The sequence below is a fragment of the Tundrisphaera macrotermitis genome, from assembly GCF_051175315.1.
Taxonomy (GTDB): domain Bacteria; phylum Planctomycetota; class Planctomycetia; order Isosphaerales; family Isosphaeraceae; genus Tundrisphaera.
This window is the reverse complement of the sequence record NZ_CP195100.1, coordinates 5187180-5204959: the sequence shown is the minus strand read 5'-3', so window position 1 is coordinate 5204959 and position 17780 is coordinate 5187180. Positions and strand designations below refer to the sequence as shown.

Here is a 17780-nt window from a genome sequence, read left to right as displayed (position 1 = left end):
CCCCCCCTCCACTTTCCTCGGCCGAGCGACGGCCGGGCCGAGACACAGCGGATCAAGCCCATGGATGAGAAGAAGGCGGAAGAATTGTCCCACTCGCTGAACGAGCTGGGCCATCTATCCTCGGGCATCGGCCACCACGTCATCAACGCGCTGAGCGCCATCGTGAGCAATGCGGAGATCCTCCGCCTGAACAACCCCTCGGCGACCGACCCGACCAAGCAGGCGGACATCATCATCCAGACGGCCGTCGACGCGGCGTCGGTGGCCCGGAGGCTGATCGATTTCACCCGGCCGATCACGGGCATCGGCGAGGAGAAGCTCGCCTTCGACCGGCTCATCACCGAGTACGTCGAGGACCGCCGCTCGAAGGGCCCGGAGGGCGTCACCTGGCAGGCCGAGATCGTGCCGCCGGTCCCGCCGATCCGGGGCCACGCCGGCCACCTGCGGGCGATGCTCGACCTGCTCGTCGAGAATGCGACCGAGGCGATGATCGACGGCGCTACCACCATCACCTTCCGGATGAGCGTCGACCCGCGCGGATGGGTCACGCTGGAGGTCGCCGACACCGGCAAGGGGATGACCCCAGAGGATCTGGAGCGGGCCGTCGAGCCGTTCTATTCGACCAAGAGCGGCCACCTCGGCGTCGGCCTCAGCGTGGCCAACGGGATCTGGAGGCGACACCGGGGGACGCTCTCGCTCCGCAGCCAGCCCGGCGCGGGGACGACCCTGCGATTGTGCGTGGAGCCCAGCATCAACTGATCCGCTCAGGGCCGCCGGGCGGGTCCGGCGGCCGGTGCGGGCCATCCGGGCTCAGTCCGGCGTGATCGAATCGCCCGGGAGCCGGCCGCCCAGGCATTCCTCGGTCAGCTCGCGCAACTCGCGGCACAGGGCCAGCATGGTCTGGGTGTGGGACCGCTGGGCGTCGGTGATCGGCCGCGTGGGGTCGATCAGGAGCCGGTCGATTTCCCCCTGGAGGGCATCGATGGGCCGCTTCAACTCCTGGCCCAAGGCGGCGAGGACGGCCTTCAGTTCGGGGCCGCTCGGTTTCTCTTCCATCGGCGCAAGTCACCCCCAGCGTCGGGCGTCCGCCGCGCGCGGCGAAGGGCCGGATCGCGTCGATATCGGCCCACATTCACGGCCGAGTTCAGGCCACCACAATCTGATTCAGGAACGACGGGAGCCCATGATGATCCAGGAGGTCGAGGGCGGCTTCCTGGGCCAGTTGCTTGGCATGATAGGTCCGCGACCATCCGTGGAGGATGATGACATCCCCGGAGCAGACCACGTGGAGGTCGCGAATCCTCCCGTTCGCCCGGGCTGTGATCCGGTCTTCGATGCGTGTGGCCAGGGGGGAATCCCCCTGGGTCGGCCCGATTCGCAGCGGCTCCGACCCTGCTCCATGCGTGGTCATTGGCCTGTCCCCGGGTTGTGCATCAGCGACGAGACGGCGGGACTTCGCCGGCCACCGAAGGGGCCGGCGAGGGGCGGATCGGCGACCGCGGGCGCCGGCATCGACGCCGGATGATCCCATCGCCGCGAAGCCGATCCGCGACCCGATCAAACATACCGATCGGGCCCGATGCGGGTCAACTCCCCGGCCCGCGATCGGCGGCCGGGGGTTGACACTCCGATCACAGCGAGGCGGGGGGTTCCAGCAGCTCGTCGGCCTGGACGATCGACTCGGCCAGCTTCGCCATCGGCATCCGGCGGTCCTGGCTCTGCCTCTGGAGGAAGCGGAAGGCCTCGGGCTCGGACATGCTCCGGCGGGTCATCAGGATCCCCTTGGCCCGCTCGATCAGCTTCCGCTCGCGGAGGGTCAGCTCCAGGGTATTGACGTTATCGCGCAGGGTCTTCACCTCGCGCGACCGGGCCACGGCCACCTGGATCGCCGCGTGGAGGCTCGGGCTGGTGACCGGCTTGAGCAGGTAGGTGACCACGCCCCCCTCGACGGCCTGATCGATCAGGTTGGGGTGGCCGTGGGCCGTCAGGATGATCACCGGCGTGCCCGGGTCGCGCGCGATCTGGCGCGCCGCGGAGAGCCCGTCGAGCCCCGGCATCTCGATGTCCATCAGGACGAGGTCGGGCATGGCCCGACGGCACATCTCGATCGCGTGGTGACCGTCATGCACCACGGCCACCACGTCGTAGCCCAAGGCATCGAGCTGCCCCTGGATGCCGGCGGCCACCGGCCTTTCGTCGTCGGCGACGAGGATTCTGATGGGCCGATTCATGCAAACAATCTCCCTTCGCGACGGTCCAGACCGAAGTCACACTGCCCGACTCACCAGCGAGGCGGAAGACGCCCATCCGCGCAAGCGTACCACGCTACCCAGGACCGGCGTGCATCCTGGTTTCGACATTCCACTTGCATAATCCGTTCCCAAGCAGAACAATCAAACGAGATCCTCCCGCACTCGGGCAGCGGGGGTCGTTCTTGGTTGGTGGGGTGGATGGTGGCCAGGCATTCTGTCGCGACGCTCTTCTTCGACGATCTGACCCTCGGCGACGAGTGGGAGAGCCCCGCGAGGACGGTGACCGAATCCGACGTGGTGGCGTTCGCCGGGCTTTCCGGCGACTACAACCCGATCCACGTCGATCACGAGTCGTGCAAGGAGGGGGCGTTCGGCCACCCGATCGCGCACGGGCTGCTCGGCCTGGCCTTCGTCAGCGGGCTGGGCTCGGCCTCGCCCCGGGTGGACACGATGGCCTTCCTGGCGATCCTGGAATGGGAATTCGTCCGGCCGATCGCGTTCGGCGACACCGTCCACGTCCTGTCCCGGGTCGAGTCGATCGAGCCCCGGTCGCGGGGCCGCCGCGCCGAGGTGATCTGGCACCGGGCCCTGCTCAACCAGCGCGGCGAGGTCGTCCAGCAGGGGCGGACCCGGACCCTGGTCCGCGGCCGGGCTGCGTTGCCCCCGCCGGCGGCAGGCGACCGGACGCCCGAATCCTGACACCGCATCGGACCCCGGGGAACCTCGCCTTGAATTACCGGACCGAGATCCACGTCGCCGACGACGGCTACATCTGCCTCCAGCTGCCGGACTTCGTCCCGCGCGGCAAGGCGATGGTCACGGTCACGTTCGTCGAGGCCGACGAGCCGGACGACCGGCACGCCGACTTCGACGACGACCGCGACGACATCGAGTGGTGGGAAGCCGACGAGGACTGACGCCGGGCGCCGGCCGCTCAGTACTTCGCGACCGACCTGGGGGCGTCCGACGGGTGGAGCGCCCGGGCCACCTCCAGGGCTCCCGAGGTCATGAACTTCAGCTCGCTGTTCACGGCCACGAACTGCCAGCCCTCGGCGACCCGGCGGTGGGCGTCGGCGATCGAGAAGACGTGGAGCCCGGCGGCGATCCCCTGGCGGGCGGCGGCCTCGCGGATCCGGGTCAGGGTCTTCTCCAGCAGCTCCGCCGACGGCGGCGACCCGTCCGGCCCGCGCAGGGAGGCGGCCAGGTCATTGGGCCCGACGAACACGGCATCCACGCCCGGAACGGCGTAGGTCTCGTCGGCCACCTCGACGGCGGCGATGTGCTCGGTCTGGATCACGACCAGGATCTCGTCGTCGGCCCGGCGATAATAGTCGTCCGGAGTGGCATCGTAGTTCATGGCATGCAACGCCCCGCCCACCGACCGGGTCCCCTTCGGGGGGTACTTGCAGGCGGCGACCACGTCGCGGGCCTCGTCGGGGCCCATCACCATCGGGGCGACGATCCCCATCGCTCCGCAGTCCAGGACCGACTTGATCCACTCGTGCTTGCCGGTCGGGACGCGGGCCAGGGGCACGCCCCCGGCGTCGGCGATCGCGCCGAACATCAGGGCGGCGGTGTTGATGTCGGTGTGGGTGTGCTCCATGTCCACGGTCAGCCAGGGCAGGCCGGTGCGGGCCATGAAGCGGGCGGCCACCACGCTGCCCAGGGACAGCCAGGTGCCGACCTGCGGCTTCCCCTCGCGCAACGCCTTCTTGACGGGATTGGGCTTCAACGATCGGGTCCCGAGGGGCAGGTCGGACGGCGGTCGACGCGGCCGTCCTTCGCGATTTCCCCGGAGTTTGACACGATCTTCACGGACCGGCAAGCCGGCGCAAGGTAAGATCAGGGCATGCCGACCCGGCCGATGCCGGCGCGGGTCGGGCGGCGGACGCGGGGACCGGCCATGCGACTGACCCTGGTGACCGAAACCTATGCCCCCCAGGTCAATGGGGTCTCCCGGACCCTCGGCCAGCTCGTCCGCCACATGGAGGAGGCCGGCGACGAGGTCCAGGTGGTCCACCCGGACTACGGCCAGCCCCCCCGGGGGGATCGCGACGTGCTGGTGAGGACCCGGGCCCTCCCGTTCTACCGCGAGGTGGGCGTGGCCCTCCCCCCGTTCGGCCGGGTCCATCGCGCCATCGAGGCGTTCCGGCCCGACCTCATCCACGTCGCCACCGAGGCCACGCTGGGCCTGAGCGCCCTGCGATACGCGCTCCGGCGGGGCATCCCGGTCGTGTCCAGCTTCCACACCAACTTCGACCAGTACGGCACCCACTACGGCCTGGGCTGGGCCACCAGCCTGATCTGGCGTTACCTCCGCCGGTTCCACAACCGGACCCGGGAGACCTACGTCCCGTCCCGTACCACTATCGCCGACCTCGACCGCCGGGGGTTCGAGCGGCTGGTGCTCTGGCCCCGGGGCGTGGACGGGACTTTGTTCCGCCCCGACCGGCCGGGCCGGGATCGGGTGCGGGCCGAACTCGGGTTCGGCCCCGACGACGCGGTGATCGGCCACGTCAGCCGGCTGGCGGCGGAGAAGAACGTGGGCGAGCTGGCCGAGGCCCTCGACGCGGTGCGTCGGGCCCGGCCGGCAGTCCGCTTCCTGTTCGTGGGAGATGGCCCGGCGCGGATCGACCTCCAACGGAGGATGGGGGACGGGGCCCGGTTCGTCGGCTACCGCACCGGGGCCGACCTCGCGGACCACTATGCGGCGGCCGACCTGTTCGCCTTCGCCAGCCGCACCGAGACCTTCGGCAACGTCGTGCTGGAGGCCCTGGCCTCGGGCCTGCCCGCCGTGGCGATCCGCGCCGGAGGCGTGGCGGACATCATCCGCGACGGCGCAACCGGCTGTCTCATCCCCCCCGACGCCCCGCCGGGCCGGATGGCCGAGGCGCTGATCGACCTCGTCGACGACCCGACGCGGCGCCGGCGGATGGCCGAGGCCGCCCGCGACTACGCGCTGGACCAGTCCTGGGACGCGATCATGGGCCGGCTCCGCGACCGCTACCTCGCCGCCGCCGGGCGGTTGCCGGAGCCGGTCGCCGTCGCGGCGGGCTGAGGCCGGGCGGCCTCGAACGCGGCATAGCGCGACCGCTCGACCCACAATCCCCTGCCGTCGGGCGTCCGCATCCCCAGGCTCGACCGGATGTACCCGTCGTCCAGGAACGCTTTGAGTTCGGGAAAGGGCTGATTCGCCACAAGGACCAGCGACGGCGGCGTCTTCCGCAGGTCGGCCATGATCCGCTCGACCCGGGGCCGGACGGCGGGATGGTCCCGATGGTGGCCCCGGGCATAGTCCTCCAGCAACGGGTCGGCGAAGAACTGGCGAGTCACGCCGTCGAGCCCGGAGTAGAGGAACAAAGGGCTCTGCCAGCCCCAGACGTAAAGCGTTGGCGAGGGCCAACCTTCAGTGCGCCGGGCCAGCTCGCGACCCAGCCCCCGGAGGGCGATCCACTGCCGCCCCCCCTTGTCGCGGGCGGTCAGTTCCTCGGGCTCGACCATCAGGTATTCGCGGACCTGGATCCGGGCCGTCCACCCGATCGCCGCCAGCAGGAAGACGGCCACGAGCCCGGGCATGATCTTCCCGGCCGGCGGGCCGGTCCGAACCGCCGCGCGGATCGCATCCACGGCCGCCACGGCGACGATCAGGGCCAGGCCGGGCGTGGGCAGGAGATAGTAGTGCTGCCAGTACAGGCCGGGGGCCACGGTCTCGACCCCCGCCGCGACGGTCCAGGCCGCGACCAGCCGCCGGGCCGGCGTCGAGCCCTTGCCGAGCAGCATCCAGGGCAGGGCGGGCGCGGCCGCCAGCCAGGCCGGCCAAGACCCGGTGCCCCACCAGACCAGGTAATCGGTCCGGCCATTCACCCAGGTCCAGGGCCAGGGGAGCTTCCCGTCGGGATCGGCGTTGCCGGTCAGCCAGCGGACCCAGCCCGAGGGCTGGCTCGGGTCGCGGACCTTGAGCGTGGCCAGCGCCGAGCCGTAGCGGATGATGTCCTCGAAGGCCGATGCGCCCGCCCCCTGGAGGACGACCACCAGGACGGCCGCCCCCACGACGGCCCCGAATCCCAGCGCCAGCGCCGCCGCATCGCGGAGCTTCGCCCGCCACCCCGGCCTCGGGCCGGCCAGCAGGAGGGCCAGCAGGTAGACCGGCCCCTGCGCCGCCGCCACCTGCTTGACCAGCACGGCGGCCCCCAGGCAGGCCCCGGCCAGGGCGATCGGCCACCGGGCGGCGGGGCGGTCCAGGGCCAGGACGACGGACCCGAGCGCGGCGACCGAGAACAGGTTGAAGAAGTGCTCCATGTTGGCCCCGTTCCCGTAGAGGAACGGGTCGGTGCTCAGGATCGCGAACAGCCACGCCGTCAGCGCGCCCGCCCACGGCCCGCCGATCCGGACGCCGATCCGCCAGACCAGGGCGATCGTGGCCAGGACGTAGGGGATCGGCATCAGGCGGATCGGGGTCTCCTCGGCCCCGCCGACGGCCGCCGCCAGGGCATAAAGCCAGTAGCCCAAAGGCGGTTTGTTCTCCGACAGGTCGCGATACATGACCGCCCCCTCGGCGATCTCCCGGCCGATGTAGCCGTAGGCGGCCTCGTCGCAGTCGAGCGGCTCGGCCTCGCCGGCGACCACCGGCCAGGGGGCCACGCCCCAGGCGTCCCGGATCGTCGGGGCGATGGTGTGGCACCGCCACCAGACGTCGAAGATGAGGATCAGGGCCAGCGAGGCCCAGGCCCACCGGGGGATGCGTTCGGTCATGGTCGGCGATCCCCGGAAGGCCGATAGGGCGTGAACCGCTGGAGGGCGCGGAGGGCCGGCTCGGTCGCCTCGCGCTTCTCGATCCGGCTCCACGGATCCTTCATCCCGGCATAAGCATAGACGAAACCCACCGCGAGCAGGGGGGCCATCAACGCGACGGCCCACCACGCCCGGAGCCGCGATGCGGCCACCACGGCGAACACATACACCAGCGGCGAGATCGCCAGCAGGTGCCGGGTGCCGAACGACGCCCCGGCGAAGTCGAGCCGGCGCACGCCCCAGGTGTAGTAGGCCACCAGGACCACGGCCGACGAGCCGACCAGCCACGCCGCCGGCCGCATCGGGTCGCCCCGGCGGGCCATCGCCGCCGCCACGCCGACCAGCCCGACGACGAGCACCGGCGTGACGGTCAGCCACCCCTGCGGGCCCACCAGCAGCTCCAGGGCGAACCAGCCCCGGGGCCCGCGCTCCTTCCAGGTCCCCTCGGGCGTCGCCCAGTAGGAGCCGGGATAGTTGAACGCCTCGGGGTACATCTCGGCGGGCAACGGCGTGCCCGTGACCCGGGATTGGAGCACGCAGTGCAACGCCAGCGGCCCGAGGGCCCCGAGCAGGAACGCCCACGGCACCGACCGAACCCGGATCGCCTGGATTAGCCCCAGCCCGGCCAGCATCCAGCACCCGGCGGGCAGGTCGACGGTCGCCGCCAGCCCGGCCAGGAGGCCCGACCCGAACCGGGCCCGATGCCGAGCCTCCCCGGCCGGCTCCAGCACCGCGAACGCGAACGCCCCGATCAGCGCGGCGGCCCCGACGCTGTGATTATTGAACGTCACCGCATACGTCAGCATCTGGGTGCCGAACCCGAGCGCGAGCGCCAGCAGGTCGGAAACCCACGGCGCGATCGGCACGGCCTGGAACAGCCGGCGGGCCCAGGCCACGCCGCAGGCGGAGATCAGCCCGGCCACGCCCCAGGTCATCGCCAGGTTCGCCCACACGAAGGCGTTGCCCCGCCCGGCGAATCGTAGCCCGCACCCATACAGGACCGCATAGAGCGGGGCGGCGATGGCGGGCAGGACCGGGGGCTTGTCCGAGTAGAGGTGGGGGCCGAACATGACCAGGTCGGGCGTGCCGCTGGGGATCAGCAGGGGGGACCGCTCGACGGCCAACTCCCCCCGCTCGACCATCGCTTCGATGGCCATGTACCGCGAGAAGACGTTGCCGCTGTGCCGGGGCAGATACGTCAGGGGCAGCAACGCCCCCGCGTAGATCGCGGCCAGAAGCCACGGCCGCCACGCCGCCACCGGCCGGACGATCGGCCATGTCCCCCAGGCGTCTCCCACGTCAGCGCCCCGCCGCCTTGAGGGCCGCGTCGCGGCGGGCCTTGAACTCGGTGCCCGGCTTCCACTCGGGGTAGCGGTCCCCCTGCGCGACCAGCCGGCCGACCTCGAACAGGAGCCGGCTATCCTCGACGGCGCCGCTCAGGTCCCAGTCGGGCTTCACCTCGTCGGAGACTTTGTGGTAGTCCTTCTGGGTGTACTCGTCGCGCTTCTGGCGGCCGTAGCCCTCGGGCTTGTCGATGTAGTCAATCCCCCCCTTGCCGTTGAGCGCCGGGACGCCGACCTTGGCGAACTCGAAGTGGTCGGAGCGGTAATACAGCCCCTTCTCGGGCTCGGGGTCGGGGGCGACCGTCCGGTTCTGGGACTTCGCCACGTCGGCCAGCAGGTCATCCAGGGTGGTGAACCCCTGGCCCACGCTGACGATGTCGCGGGTCCTGCCCCAGAGATTGATCACGTCCATGTTGATGTTGGCCAGGGTCTTCGCCGTGGGATAGAGCGGGTTCTCGGCGTAATGCTTGGCCCCGAGCAGGCCCTTCTCCTCGGCGGTCACGGCCAGGAACAGGATCGACCGGCGCGGCTTCTCCGCATGGACGGCCCAGCCCCGGGCCAGCTCCAGCAACGCCGCCGTGCCCGAGGCGTTGTCGGCCGCCCCGTTGAAGATCTGGTCGCCGGGCAGGAAGGTGTCCCGGCCCAGGTGGTCCCAGTGGGCGGTGTAGACGATCGTCTCGTCCTTGAGCTTCGGGTCGGTTCCTTCCAGGCGGGCGACTACGTTCTTGGAGGCCACCTTGCGGACCTGGTTGCGGACCTCGAAGCTGGCCGAGGCCCCGAGCGGCACGGGCCGGAAGTCCTTCCGGGCGGCCTTCCCCTTGAGCGCCTCGAAATCCTGCCCGGCCGCCTCGAACAGCTTCCGGGCGGTCGGCAGGGCGAGCCAGGCTTCCACGGCCACCCGGCCGGGGTTGCCGTCGGGCGAGGCGAGGTCGAAGTTCTCCCGGCCCCAGCTCCCGACCACGACGTTATACGGATAGCCGGCCGGCCCGGTCTCGTGGACCAGCAGGCAGGCCGCGGCCCCCCTGGACGAGGCGGTCTCGTACTTGTAGGTCCAGCGGCCGTAATAGGTCATCGCGTTGCCACCGAACGCCTTGGGGTCGAGCTTCGCCGGGTCGGAGGGGTCGGGCACCGGGGGGTCGTTGACCAGCATGACCACCGTCTTGTCGCGGACGTCGAGCCCCTTGTAATCGTCCCAGCCGAACTCGGGGGCGACCACGCCGTAGCCGACGAACACCACGTCGGACCCGCTCACCCGGACCTCGGGCTGCGACCGCCGCGAGACCGCGACCCAGTCCTCGGAAGTCGCCAGGGGCAGGGACTGGCCGCCGACCCGGATCGACCCCGAGGTGGAGGTGGCCTGGAAGCCGACCAGGGGCACGTCCTGGACGTACCGGCCGTCGGGGTTCCCGGGCTTGAGGCCGATCGCCTTGAACTGGTCGACCAGATAGGCGACGGTCTTGTCCTCGCCGGCCGTGCCGGGGCCGCGGCCCTCGAAGTCGTCCGAGGCCAGGACCTTGATGTGGCCCAGGATGTTGTCCGCCTTGATGTCGGCCCAGGCCCGCGGCGGATCCTCACCTCGCGCCGATCCGGGGGAGATCATGACCAGGGCCGCCAGCAGGGCCCACGGCGTCCGCACCCATCGTCCACGCATCCCGATCCCCTCGCGTGCTTGCCGATCCGGCCCGTCGCTTCCCGAGCCTGCCATGATACGGCCGGGGCCACCCGAGGGCGATCCTTTTCGCGATCCCGGGGGCCGATCGGGCGCCCCCCGGCTATAATCATTGGGGAAGGCGACGAAGCCTGGATCGCCGCGATGCGGACCGGAGGACGGATGGAAGCGGAGGAGAATCACCGGCTGGACTGGGAGCTGGCGACCGAGTCGATCGTCCTGAAGATCCGCTGGTTCGGCGTCCTGATGGGGGGCATCCTGATCCAGGGCCGATCCGGGCTGCACGACCCGATGGCCGTCCGCGTCTTCCTGGCGCTGGGGGCCGTGTACGCGGCGCTGGACGCGATCCACCACCGACGGGGCCAGGTCTTCCTCCGCCGCTGGCCGTTGTTCGTGTCGCTGATGGAGACGGTGTTCATCGCCCTCCTTTGCTACCACGATACCCGGCTGGACAGCCCGTTCCGCTGGTATTACCTCCTGTCGCTGATCTGCTGCGCAATCCGCTACCGCCGCGCGGTCGCGTGGACGACCTGCGGGCTCCACTGCCTGAGCTTCGCCGGGCTCGCCTGGCTGCTCGGGCCGGACCGGCAGGCCCGCGCCTCGGTCCTGGAGATGGTCACCATCCTGGTCTGCGTGGCCTGGGCCAGCGCCTCGCTCTCCGAGGTCCTCCGCGCCACAGGGGCCCGGCTGGAGCGGGTGAACAAGGCCCTGGAGCGGAACCGGGCCGAGCTGGAAGAACGGGTCGCCGAGCGGTCGGCCACCTTGCGGGCGACCCAGGCCCGGGTGATCCACCAGGAGAAGATGGCCGCCTTCGGCCTCCTCGCGGCCGGGATCGCCCACGAAGTCGGCAATCCCCTGGCCGGGCTCAGTTCGCTGATCCAGATGCTCCGCCGCCGCGACCCCGACCCGTACACCGCCACCAAGCTGGAGCTCGCCGAGAACCAGATCGGCCGGATCCGCCGGACGGTCCGCGAGCTGGTCGACTTCTCCCGGCCCGCCTCGACCGCCCTGGCGCGGGTGCGGACCTCGGAGATCATCGACGAGGCCCTGGGCATCGCCAAGTATTACCAGAGGACCAAGGGGCGGGCCATCACGACCGACGTGCCCGACGACCTCCCCCCGGCCCGGGCCGTCCGCGACCACGCCACGCAGGTCGTCCTGAACCTGGTCCTGAACGCGATCGACGCGACGGAGCAGGGGGGGCGGATCCACCTGGAGGCCCGCGAATCGGGCGGGCGCGTCGTCCTCCGGGTCGAGGACGACGGCCGGGGCGTGGCCGAGGCCGACCGCTCGCGCCTGTTCCAGCCCTACTTCACGACCAAGCCCCGGGGCACCGGGCTCGGCCTGTTCGTCAGCCGCCAGATCATCGAGGAGATGGGCGGGACGCTCGACTACGAGTGCGGCCCCGACCAGGGGACCACCTTCCTGGTCGGCCTGCCCGCCGATCGCCTGGCCCGCCCCGCGTTCGCCGCCGCCTCCGCCCGTCCCGCCGAGATCGGGGAGGATTGCCCATGACCCGCGCCGCCTCGCCTCGCCCATCCGCCTCCGTCGCCCGGCCCCGGGTCCCCGCGCGGGGACGGGTCCTGATCGTGGACGACGAGGAGGTGATCGCCTCGACCATGCAGGAGTTCCTCCAGGGGGAGGGCTACGAGGCCGCCGTCGCCTCCGATGCCGCCTCGGCCCTGGTCGCCGCCGAGGCGTTCGAGCCGGACGTGGCCCTGTGCGACATCCAGCTTCCGGGCGTGGACGGGATCGAGCTGCTCGACCGCCTCCTGCTGGCCCGGCCCGAGACCCTGGTGATGATCATCACCGCCTACGCCACCGTCGAGAGCGCCGTGGCCGCGTTCCGGCGTGGGGCCCACGACTACCTGATGAAGCCGGTCCTGTTCGATGAGCTGCTGGCCAAGCTCGACCGGCTGATCCGCTATCGTCGGCTGACCCAGGAGAACCAGGCGCTCCGCCGCCAGGTCCACGCCCCGGTCGACATCGAGACCCTGGTCGGCCGCAGCGCCCCGATGCTGGCGGTGAAGACCCTGATCCGCAAGCTGGGCCCGACCCGGAGCAACGTCCTGATCACCGGCGAGAGCGGCACCGGCAAGGAGCTGGTCGCCCGCGCCCTCCACAACCAGGGGGCCGAGCCCGACGAGCCATTCCTCGCCGTGAACTGCGCCGCGATCCCCCACGACCTGCTGGAAAACCAGCTGTTCGGCCACGTCCGGGGGGCGTTCACCGGGGCCGATCGCGACCACGCCGGGCTGTTCGTCGCGGCCGGGCGGGGCACGGTCTTCCTGGACGAGATCGGCGAGATCCCGCCGGCCACCCAGGCCAAGCTCCTCCGCGCCATCGAGATCAAGGAAGTCCTGCCGGTCGGGGCCACCCGGCCGTCGCCGGTCGGGGCCCGGGTGGTGGCGGCGACCAACAAGAACCTCCCCGCCGAGGTCGAGGCGGGCCGGTTCCGCGCCGACCTGTATTACCGGCTCAACGTGGTGTCGATCGAACTCCCGCCGCTCCGCGACCGCCGCGACGACATCCCGGCGCTGATCGACGTGCTGCTCCGACGCCACGCCCGCGAACTCGGCAAGAGGATCGACGGGGTGGACAACGCCGCCGTCCGCCGGCTGTCCGCCGCCCCCTGGAAGGGGAACGTCCGCGAGCTGGACAACGCCCTGGAACGCGCCGTGATCCTGGCCGACGACCCGACCCTGATCGCCGACGACTTCCCCGCCGACCTGATCGCCGACCCGGCCGCCGACGACCCCGGCGACGACCTCCGCGCCGCGCTCGACCGCTTCGAGCGCCAGCACATCCGCCGCGTCCTGGACCGCTGCGACGGCGACAAGAAGGAAGCGGCCCGCCTCCTCGGCCTCGGCCTCTCCTCTCTCTACCGCAAGCTCGAAGACGCCAACCCTCGCGACTCCTGAGCCCGATCTCGCCATTTCATGACCACTGTACACTTGACAACCAACCCTCCATCTGCGAGACTCTGGCTGTCGTCGGGGAGAACGTCGGGCCGGGATATGATGAGGTGAGCGTCATGGGTGGAGCCCCCTACCTCCTCGGAGTCCTCTCCGGGGACGGCTATCAGACCTTCGCGACCCTGCCCGGCGAGTATCCCAGCGAGGAGGCCGCGATCCGGGCCGCCCAGTCGGACTACCTCGCCCGATTCGGCGGGACGCCGACGTTCCGGGTCTATCAGGCCCGCCCGGCGGCCCCGGGCCCCCGGCTCACGCTGATCGAGGTGAGCTTCGACGAGACCAAGCTCCGGTCGTTCGTGGCGTTGTACAAGGTGATCGAGGCCCCGCGCCCCGCCGCCGTCCGCCGCGAGCTGGCCCGGCCCCCCGCCCGCGCCTTCGCGCCGTTCCGGCAGCGGGTCGCCGCCCTCCTCGCGCGGTTCTTCCCCGGGCCCACGGCCACCTCGCCGGCCTTCTCGCTCCGCTGATCCGGCCCGCGCGTGGGGACGGCCGGCGGCCGGGGGGCGGGGAACGGACGGGCTTTGACCTGTTCAGCGCCGGGGCGACCGATTATAGTCGGAGCATGCTCGGATGCCCCCGGCGAGGGTCGTTCGCGCCTGGATCCGCCCCCCGAAATCGCCTCACCGTGTCCCCTCGGGTCGAGTCGCCCGGCCAGCCAGACCCCGACGCGACGTTGCGGGCGGGACGATGCACCGTAACCCGTAACGAGACCGTCGCGGATTGCCCATGAGCATTGGTCCATTGCACGCCGACGCGAGGACTCGGACGCTGACCGGCGTCCGGATCCTGGGGACAGGCCGCTACCTGCCCGATAACGTGATCACCAATCACGACCTCCTCGCCTCGCACGGGTTCGATCCCGAGTGGATCGTCAACCGGACCGGCATCCACGAACGACGGTTCGCCCTGCCGCACCAGGCCACCAGCGACCTCGCCGCGCACGCCGCGACCCGCTGCCTGAAGGCGGCCGGGGTGGCCCCCTCCGAGGTCGACCTGCTGGTGGTCGGCACGATGACGCCGGACATGTGCTTCCCGTCGGCGGCCTGCCTGGTGCAGGATCGGCTCAAGCTCAATTGCCCGGCCTTCGACCTCCAGGCCGCGTGCGCCGGGTTCATGTATGCCCTGGTGACCGCCGCCCAGTTCGTCGCGGCCGGCACCAGCCAGCGGGCCCTGGTGATCGGGGCGGATTGCAACAGCCGGGTGATCAACCCCGGCGACCAGAAGAGTTTCCCGCTGTTCGGCGACGGAGCGGGGGCGGTCCTCCTGGGCCCCGGCACCCCGGAGCAGGGGATGCTCGCCTACCAGCTCGGGTCCGACGGGGCGGGCGGCGACCTGCTGAACCGGCCCGCCTGCGGGAGCCGGATGCCGCCGTCGGCCGAGGCGTTGGCCGAGGGGCTCCACTATCTCACCATGGACGGCCGGGCCGTCTTCAAGTGGGCCGTCCGGATCCTGGCCGACTCGTCGATGGCGGTCCTGAACAAGGCCGGCCGGACGATCGACGACGTCCGCTGGTTCATCCCGCACCAGGCCAACGTCCGAATCATCCACGCCGCCAGCGACGTCCTGGGCTTCCATCGCGACGTGGTCTACAAGAACCTCGAACGCTACGGCAACACCTCGGGCGGCTCGATCCCGATCGCGCTGGACGAGCTGGTCGAGGAACGGCAGGTCAACGAGGGGGACCTGATCCTCACCTCGGGCTTCGGCGCCGGCCTGAACTGGGGCACGGCGCTCTGGCGCTGGTGAAGTCGGCGACCCGGCGCGGGCCGGGAGGTCGGGTCGCGTGCCTTTCCGATGGAGGGCCATCGACGATGCTCAAACGTTCGCTGATACCACTGGCATTGACCGCCGCGCCCTTGCTTTGCATGGGCTGCGACGCCGCTGCACGCCAGCAGGAAGCCCGGCAAGCCCGTCGCCAGCAGATCGTGGATGATCTCAAGGCTCGCGGCGAAGCGATGCACAACGAGAGCGGCGGATCGACTCCCCATCCGGGCGCGGCCGAGGCCCCGGTGGACGCCCCGGTTTCTCCCCCGAAGGGCGGCGATCCTCCCGGGTGACCCGCCCGTTCGATCCGGGAATGCGAAACCGCCGGGCCCGCCCCTTCCCGTTGGGGAAGGAGTTGGCCCGGCGGCTCGGGTCGGGGCCGCCGGTCAGACGGACGGCAGGCCCCTGGACTTGTTGCGGGCGAAGTAGCCGGCCCCCTTGTTGCCGAGGGGGGTGGCGCCGTTGGGCGTCTGGATGGCCACGCCGTTGGTATGCCCGACGATGGTCCCGGGGCCGGCGAGGTCGTTGTTGTTGCCGTAGATCCCGTCGACGGCCCGGAAGGACGCCGAGAAGACCGAGTCGACCAGGCTGCCGCGGACCGAGACCGGCCCGATGGCGCTGGCGCCGGTGACGCCCTCGACGCCGCCGACCGACGAGTAGTAGTTGAAGCCCGAGCGGATCTCGGTGTTGAAGCTGTCGCCCACCACCGTGACCTTGCCGATCGACCCGGCGGCCGTGATCAAAGACGTGGTGAAGGTGGTGCCCGGCACCACGCCGTAGTTGACCGTGCCGTTCTGGCCCGGCTGGACGTTGTTGGGGTCCTGCGGGACCAGCAGCACCTTGGTGGCCGGCGCGGCGATGATCTCGGTGATGTTCCCCTCGGTGACGATCTGGCCGCCGACGTAGCCGTTGGCCGCGTAGCCGTTCTGATCGTTGGGGATGCCGTAGTTGGTGGCGAGCCGCTTGTTGTTGGTCGGGTTGCCCAGGCCCTTGCCCAGCCGGATCCGGCCGATGCTGCCGCGGGAGTCGATGCCGACCGCGTCGTTGACGCCGCCGACGTTCAGGTGCCGGACCTTGGTCACGCCGGTCAGGCTGTTCTGGAACGGGGTGGCCGAGCGCGACACGGTGACGTTGACCGCCGACCCGTTGATCTTGACGCTGTCCACGCCCTTGACCTGGATCGAGGTCCGCCCGGTGGTCGCGACGTAGGGGAAGCGGTACGCCGTGGCCGCCGTGTCCGACGGGAGGATGATCGAGGGGACCGCCACCGTGGTCAGCCGGTTCAGGGTCTCGATCTTGCTGAGGTCGGTCTCCTGCGTGATCGACACGAAGTCGAGGTTGGTGGCCTCGGCGTTGATCGACAGGACGACCGACGGCGTCAGGTTGTGCAGCTCGGTGATCGGCGAGGTGGGCGGCACGTAGTACGGGAACGCCGGGTTGGTCTCGATCGTCTGCGTCGGGTCGGTGTTGATCACCCGGGTCGTGTTGATGATCCGGTCGATGTACACGCTGGGCCGGAACGACAGCGGGTTGGTGGGGTCGCCGATGGCCACGGTGATCGGCGACAGGGTGTTGGTCACCGCCGGGTTCACGTCGTAGGTGTTGGTGGCGTCGATCGCCTGGAACGACAGCCGGTAGGTCCCGCCGTGGAGCGAGATGCCGGTGGTGCTGTTCCGCCCGACCGCGTCCGGCGTGGTCAGGGTGTCGGTCAGGACGAACCCGTTCAGCTCGACCGCGTGGACGCCGCGATCGGCGATCAGGCGGTTGAACTTGACCTGGCCCTGGGTGGCGACCAGGCTCGGGTCGGTCGGGATCCGGGCCGAGGGCTGGACCGTGCCGACCAGGCGGGACTTCGCCAGGTTGGTGCCGACCAGCTGGATCGTGTTCAGGTCGTCGTCGAGCGACCCGTCATTGGGCGTTGTGTCGGTGACGATGATCGTGCCGGGGCCGGTCAGCGTCAGCGTCCAGCGGTTCCCCTGCCGGTCCTCGCCGCTGAGGAACTTCCCCTGGTTGTCGTAGGTCGACAGGATCGCCGGATCGGTGCCGATCGGGTGGGAGATCTTGACCAGAGGGGTCAGAGGCGTGAGGGTCGGGGCTTTCGTATTATCGACGTTGGAAAACGGCAGGACGCTGGCGTGCGTCCGCGTGAGCAACTGGCGCCCTTCCAGGGCCTCCGGCATCATCCCCGGCAGGGCCGGGCTCAGTCGGGAGGTTCTCCGACGTCTGAACTTCATGGAAGACTCCCTTCGCCGACGTCGCCGGATCGCGCCGCGCGAGCAGGCCGGCCGGGGCCCCGATGCGGGGTCGGCGCGGGCTCGAACGGCCGCCGGGCCGTCGTCCGTGACACGGATGGACCGACCGGGAAACCGCCCCGCGTCGCCGATCCAAGGGCCGGACGGCGCGGACGCGCCGTCGCCAATGCCCGCCGGGGACGGCAAGACGAGGTAACGATCTCATCTTCGACGAGAGGCTTTCCCCGACTTCATGCGATGCGGGGAGATGGGCGGGCGGGGGTGCAGAGGAAATCAGGGGTGACGGTTAGAGCACTGGCGACGACGAGAGCAGGGCGATGGCATCCGCTTCCCCCGGCGCGATCTGGAACAGCTCGGCGAGCTTCATCACGTGGAACAGGTCCATGACATAAGGATGGAGCCCGAACAGGACCAGGCGTCCGGCCTTGGCCTCGACCCGCCGCTTCAGGCCGATCAGCATCGCAACCCCGGAGCTGGACAGGAAATCGATGTCGGTCAGGTCGATCGCCACGCGGGGCGGGTCGCCTTCGGTGGCGACCTGGTAGATGGCCTGGCGGGGGGCGATGGCCTGGCCGTCGTTGACGGTGGCGAGGTCATCGAGCTTGAGGATGAGGACGCCATCCTGCTCGCGCGTGTTGGGGGGAGGCATCGTCGAGGGCCCTCCGAGGCGTCGTCGGCGGTCGTGGCGGTGGGGCCGTCCGGCAATCTCCCGGTCGGCGAGGAATCTCCCAAGTTCC

The 17780-nt window shown here is 70.8% G+C and carries 18 protein-coding genes; 9 read left to right on the top strand and 9 right to left on the bottom strand.

Going from position 1 to position 17780, the window contains the following annotated elements; translation table 11 throughout:
* Positions 1-60: 60 nt before the first annotated feature.
* A complete protein-coding gene (locus TA3x_RS21150) occupies positions 61-759 on the top strand; it encodes a sensor histidine kinase (RefSeq protein ID WP_435016657.1) in 699 nt (232 codons plus the stop codon).
* 51 nt (positions 760-810) lie between these two features.
* Here the strand turns inward: TA3x_RS21150 and TA3x_RS21145 are convergent, their stop codons facing one another.
* From TA3x_RS21145 to TA3x_RS21135, 3 genes are all read right to left on the bottom strand, one after another.
* A complete protein-coding gene (locus tag TA3x_RS21145) occupies positions 811-1056 on the bottom strand; it encodes a hypothetical protein (protein ID WP_435016656.1) in 246 nt (81 codons plus the stop codon).
* Positions 1057-1144: 88 nt separating this feature from the next.
* Entirely contained in the window at positions 1145-1411 is a 267-nt protein-coding gene (locus TA3x_RS21140) for a hypothetical protein (protein WP_435016655.1), read from the bottom strand.
* Between the two features lie 220 nt (positions 1412-1631).
* On the bottom strand, positions 1632-2231 hold the full coding sequence (locus TA3x_RS21135; protein WP_435016654.1) for an ANTAR domain-containing response regulator: 600 nt from the start codon (positions 2229-2231) through the stop codon (positions 1632-1634).
* Between the two features lie 219 nt (positions 2232-2450).
* On the opposite strand from TA3x_RS21135, the gene TA3x_RS21130 reads away from it, so the two are divergent.
* On the top strand, positions 2451-2951 hold the full coding sequence (locus tag TA3x_RS21130) for a MaoC family dehydratase (protein WP_435016653.1): 501 nt from the start codon (positions 2451-2453) through the stop codon (positions 2949-2951).
* A 29-nt stretch (positions 2952-2980) separates the two neighbouring features.
* Positions 2981-3169 carry a hypothetical protein gene (locus tag TA3x_RS21125; protein ID WP_435016652.1) on the top strand — a complete coding sequence of 63 codons (189 nt, stop codon included), beginning with the start codon at positions 2981-2983 and terminating at the stop codon, positions 3167-3169.
* Between the two features lie 17 nt (positions 3170-3186).
* Here TA3x_RS21125 and TA3x_RS21120 read toward each other — a convergent pair whose 3' ends face one another.
* The gene (locus TA3x_RS21120) at positions 3187-3984 is read right to left on the bottom strand and encodes an HpcH/HpaI aldolase family protein (protein WP_435016651.1); all 798 of its coding nucleotides are present in this window, start codon (positions 3982-3984) and stop codon (positions 3187-3189) included.
* 171 nt (positions 3985-4155) lie between these two features.
* Here TA3x_RS21120 and TA3x_RS21115 point away from each other — a divergent pair, with 171 nt between their 5' ends.
* Positions 4156-5310 carry a glycosyltransferase family 4 protein gene (locus tag TA3x_RS21115; RefSeq protein WP_435016650.1) on the top strand — a complete coding sequence of 385 codons (1155 nt, stop codon included), beginning with the start codon at positions 4156-4158 and terminating at the stop codon, positions 5308-5310.
* On the opposite strand, the gene TA3x_RS21110 is transcribed toward TA3x_RS21115, so the two are convergent.
* The 3 genes from TA3x_RS21110 to TA3x_RS21100 are packed head-to-tail and all read right to left on the bottom strand — an operon-like array spanning position 5256 to position 10037.
* Positions 5256-7004 carry a glycosyltransferase family 39 protein gene (locus TA3x_RS21110; protein WP_435016649.1) on the bottom strand — a complete coding sequence of 583 codons (1749 nt, stop codon included), beginning with the start codon at positions 7002-7004 and terminating at the stop codon, positions 5256-5258. The genes TA3x_RS21115 and TA3x_RS21110 overlap by 55 nt on opposite strands.
* Complete coding sequence (locus tag TA3x_RS21105; protein WP_435016648.1) at positions 7001-8341, bottom strand: hypothetical protein; 1341 nt, start codon at positions 8339-8341, stop codon at positions 7001-7003. The genes TA3x_RS21110 and TA3x_RS21105 overlap by 4 nt, the downstream gene beginning before the upstream one ends.
* 1 nt (position 8342) lies before the next feature.
* Positions 8343-10037, bottom strand: coding sequence for a M28 family peptidase (locus tag TA3x_RS21100; protein ID WP_435016647.1), 1695 nt, complete (start codon positions 10035-10037; stop codon positions 8343-8345).
* A 162-nt stretch (positions 10038-10199) separates the two neighbouring features.
* On the opposite strand from TA3x_RS21100, the gene TA3x_RS21095 reads away from it, so the two are divergent.
* The 5 genes from TA3x_RS21095 (at position 10200) to TA3x_RS21075 (ending at position 15084) form a co-directional block, all read left to right on the top strand.
* Complete coding sequence (locus TA3x_RS21095) at positions 10200-11570, top strand: sensor histidine kinase (RefSeq protein ID WP_435016646.1); 1371 nt, start codon at positions 10200-10202, stop codon at positions 11568-11570.
* The gene (locus TA3x_RS21090) at positions 11567-12976 is read left to right on the top strand and encodes a sigma-54-dependent transcriptional regulator (protein ID WP_435016645.1); all 1410 of its coding nucleotides are present in this window, start codon (positions 11567-11569) and stop codon (positions 12974-12976) included. Before TA3x_RS21095 ends, TA3x_RS21090 begins: the two co-directional genes overlap by 4 nt.
* A gap of 113 nt (positions 12977-13089) precedes the next feature.
* On the top strand, positions 13090-13494 hold the full coding sequence (locus TA3x_RS21085; RefSeq protein WP_435016644.1) for a hypothetical protein: 405 nt from the start codon (positions 13090-13092) through the stop codon (positions 13492-13494).
* Positions 13495-13753: 259 nt separating this feature from the next.
* Positions 13754-14773 carry a beta-ketoacyl-ACP synthase III gene (locus TA3x_RS21080; protein ID WP_435016643.1) on the top strand — a complete coding sequence of 340 codons (1020 nt, stop codon included), beginning with the start codon at positions 13754-13756 and terminating at the stop codon, positions 14771-14773.
* A gap of 65 nt (positions 14774-14838) precedes the next feature.
* Positions 14839-15084 (top strand): hypothetical protein, encoded by a 246-nt coding sequence (locus tag TA3x_RS21075; RefSeq protein WP_435016642.1) that lies wholly within the window; start codon positions 14839-14841, stop codon positions 15082-15084.
* A 93-nt stretch (positions 15085-15177) separates the two neighbouring features.
* Here the strand turns inward: TA3x_RS21075 and TA3x_RS21070 are convergent, their stop codons facing one another.
* On the bottom strand, positions 15178-17025 hold the full coding sequence (locus tag TA3x_RS21070; protein WP_435016641.1) for a hypothetical protein: 1848 nt from the start codon (positions 17023-17025) through the stop codon (positions 15178-15180).
* 304 nt (positions 17026-17329) lie between these two features.
* Positions 17330-17692, bottom strand: coding sequence for an STAS domain-containing protein (locus TA3x_RS21065; RefSeq protein WP_435016640.1), 363 nt, complete (start codon positions 17690-17692; stop codon positions 17330-17332).
* Positions 17693-17780 lie beyond the last annotated feature (88 nt).

Excerpts from the sequence above, each read along its gene's own strand:
- TA3x_RS21145 (WP_435016656.1), bottom strand. The coding sequence starts at position 1,056 with ATGGAAGAGAAACCGAGCGGCCCCGAACTGAAGGCCGTCCTCGCCGCC.
- TA3x_RS21100 (WP_435016647.1), bottom strand. The coding sequence starts at position 10,037 with ATGCGTGGACGATGGGTGCGGACGCCGTGGGCCCTGCTGGCGGCCCTG.
- TA3x_RS21070 (WP_435016641.1), bottom strand. The coding sequence starts at position 17,025 with ATGAAGTTCAGACGTCGGAGAACCTCCCGACTGAGCCCGGCCCTGCCG.
- TA3x_RS21140 (WP_435016655.1), bottom strand. The coding sequence starts at position 1,411 with ATGACCACGCATGGAGCAGGGTCGGAGCCGCTGCGAATCGGGCCGACC.
- TA3x_RS21110 (WP_435016649.1), bottom strand. The coding sequence starts at position 7,004 with ATGACCGAACGCATCCCCCGGTGGGCCTGGGCCTCGCTGGCCCTGATC.
- TA3x_RS21135 (WP_435016654.1), bottom strand. The coding sequence starts at position 2,231 with ATGAATCGGCCCATCAGAATCCTCGTCGCCGACGACGAAAGGCCGGTG.
- TA3x_RS21085 (WP_435016644.1), top strand. The coding sequence starts at position 13,090 with ATGGGTGGAGCCCCCTACCTCCTCGGAGTCCTCTCCGGGGACGGCTAT.
- TA3x_RS21095 (WP_435016646.1), top strand. The coding sequence starts at position 10,200 with ATGCGGACCGGAGGACGGATGGAAGCGGAGGAGAATCACCGGCTGGAC.
- TA3x_RS21115 (WP_435016650.1), top strand. The coding sequence starts at position 4,156 with ATGCGACTGACCCTGGTGACCGAAACCTATGCCCCCCAGGTCAATGGG.
- TA3x_RS21075 (WP_435016642.1), top strand. The coding sequence starts at position 14,839 with ATGCTCAAACGTTCGCTGATACCACTGGCATTGACCGCCGCGCCCTTG.
- TA3x_RS21090 (WP_435016645.1), top strand. The coding sequence starts at position 11,567 with ATGACCCGCGCCGCCTCGCCTCGCCCATCCGCCTCCGTCGCCCGGCCC.
- TA3x_RS21080 (WP_435016643.1), top strand. The coding sequence starts at position 13,754 with ATGAGCATTGGTCCATTGCACGCCGACGCGAGGACTCGGACGCTGACC.
- TA3x_RS21150 (WP_435016657.1), top strand. The coding sequence starts at position 61 with ATGGATGAGAAGAAGGCGGAAGAATTGTCCCACTCGCTGAACGAGCTG.
- TA3x_RS21065 (WP_435016640.1), bottom strand. The coding sequence starts at position 17,692 with ATGCCTCCCCCCAACACGCGCGAGCAGGATGGCGTCCTCATCCTCAAG.
- TA3x_RS21130 (WP_435016653.1), top strand. The coding sequence starts at position 2,451 with ATGGTGGCCAGGCATTCTGTCGCGACGCTCTTCTTCGACGATCTGACC.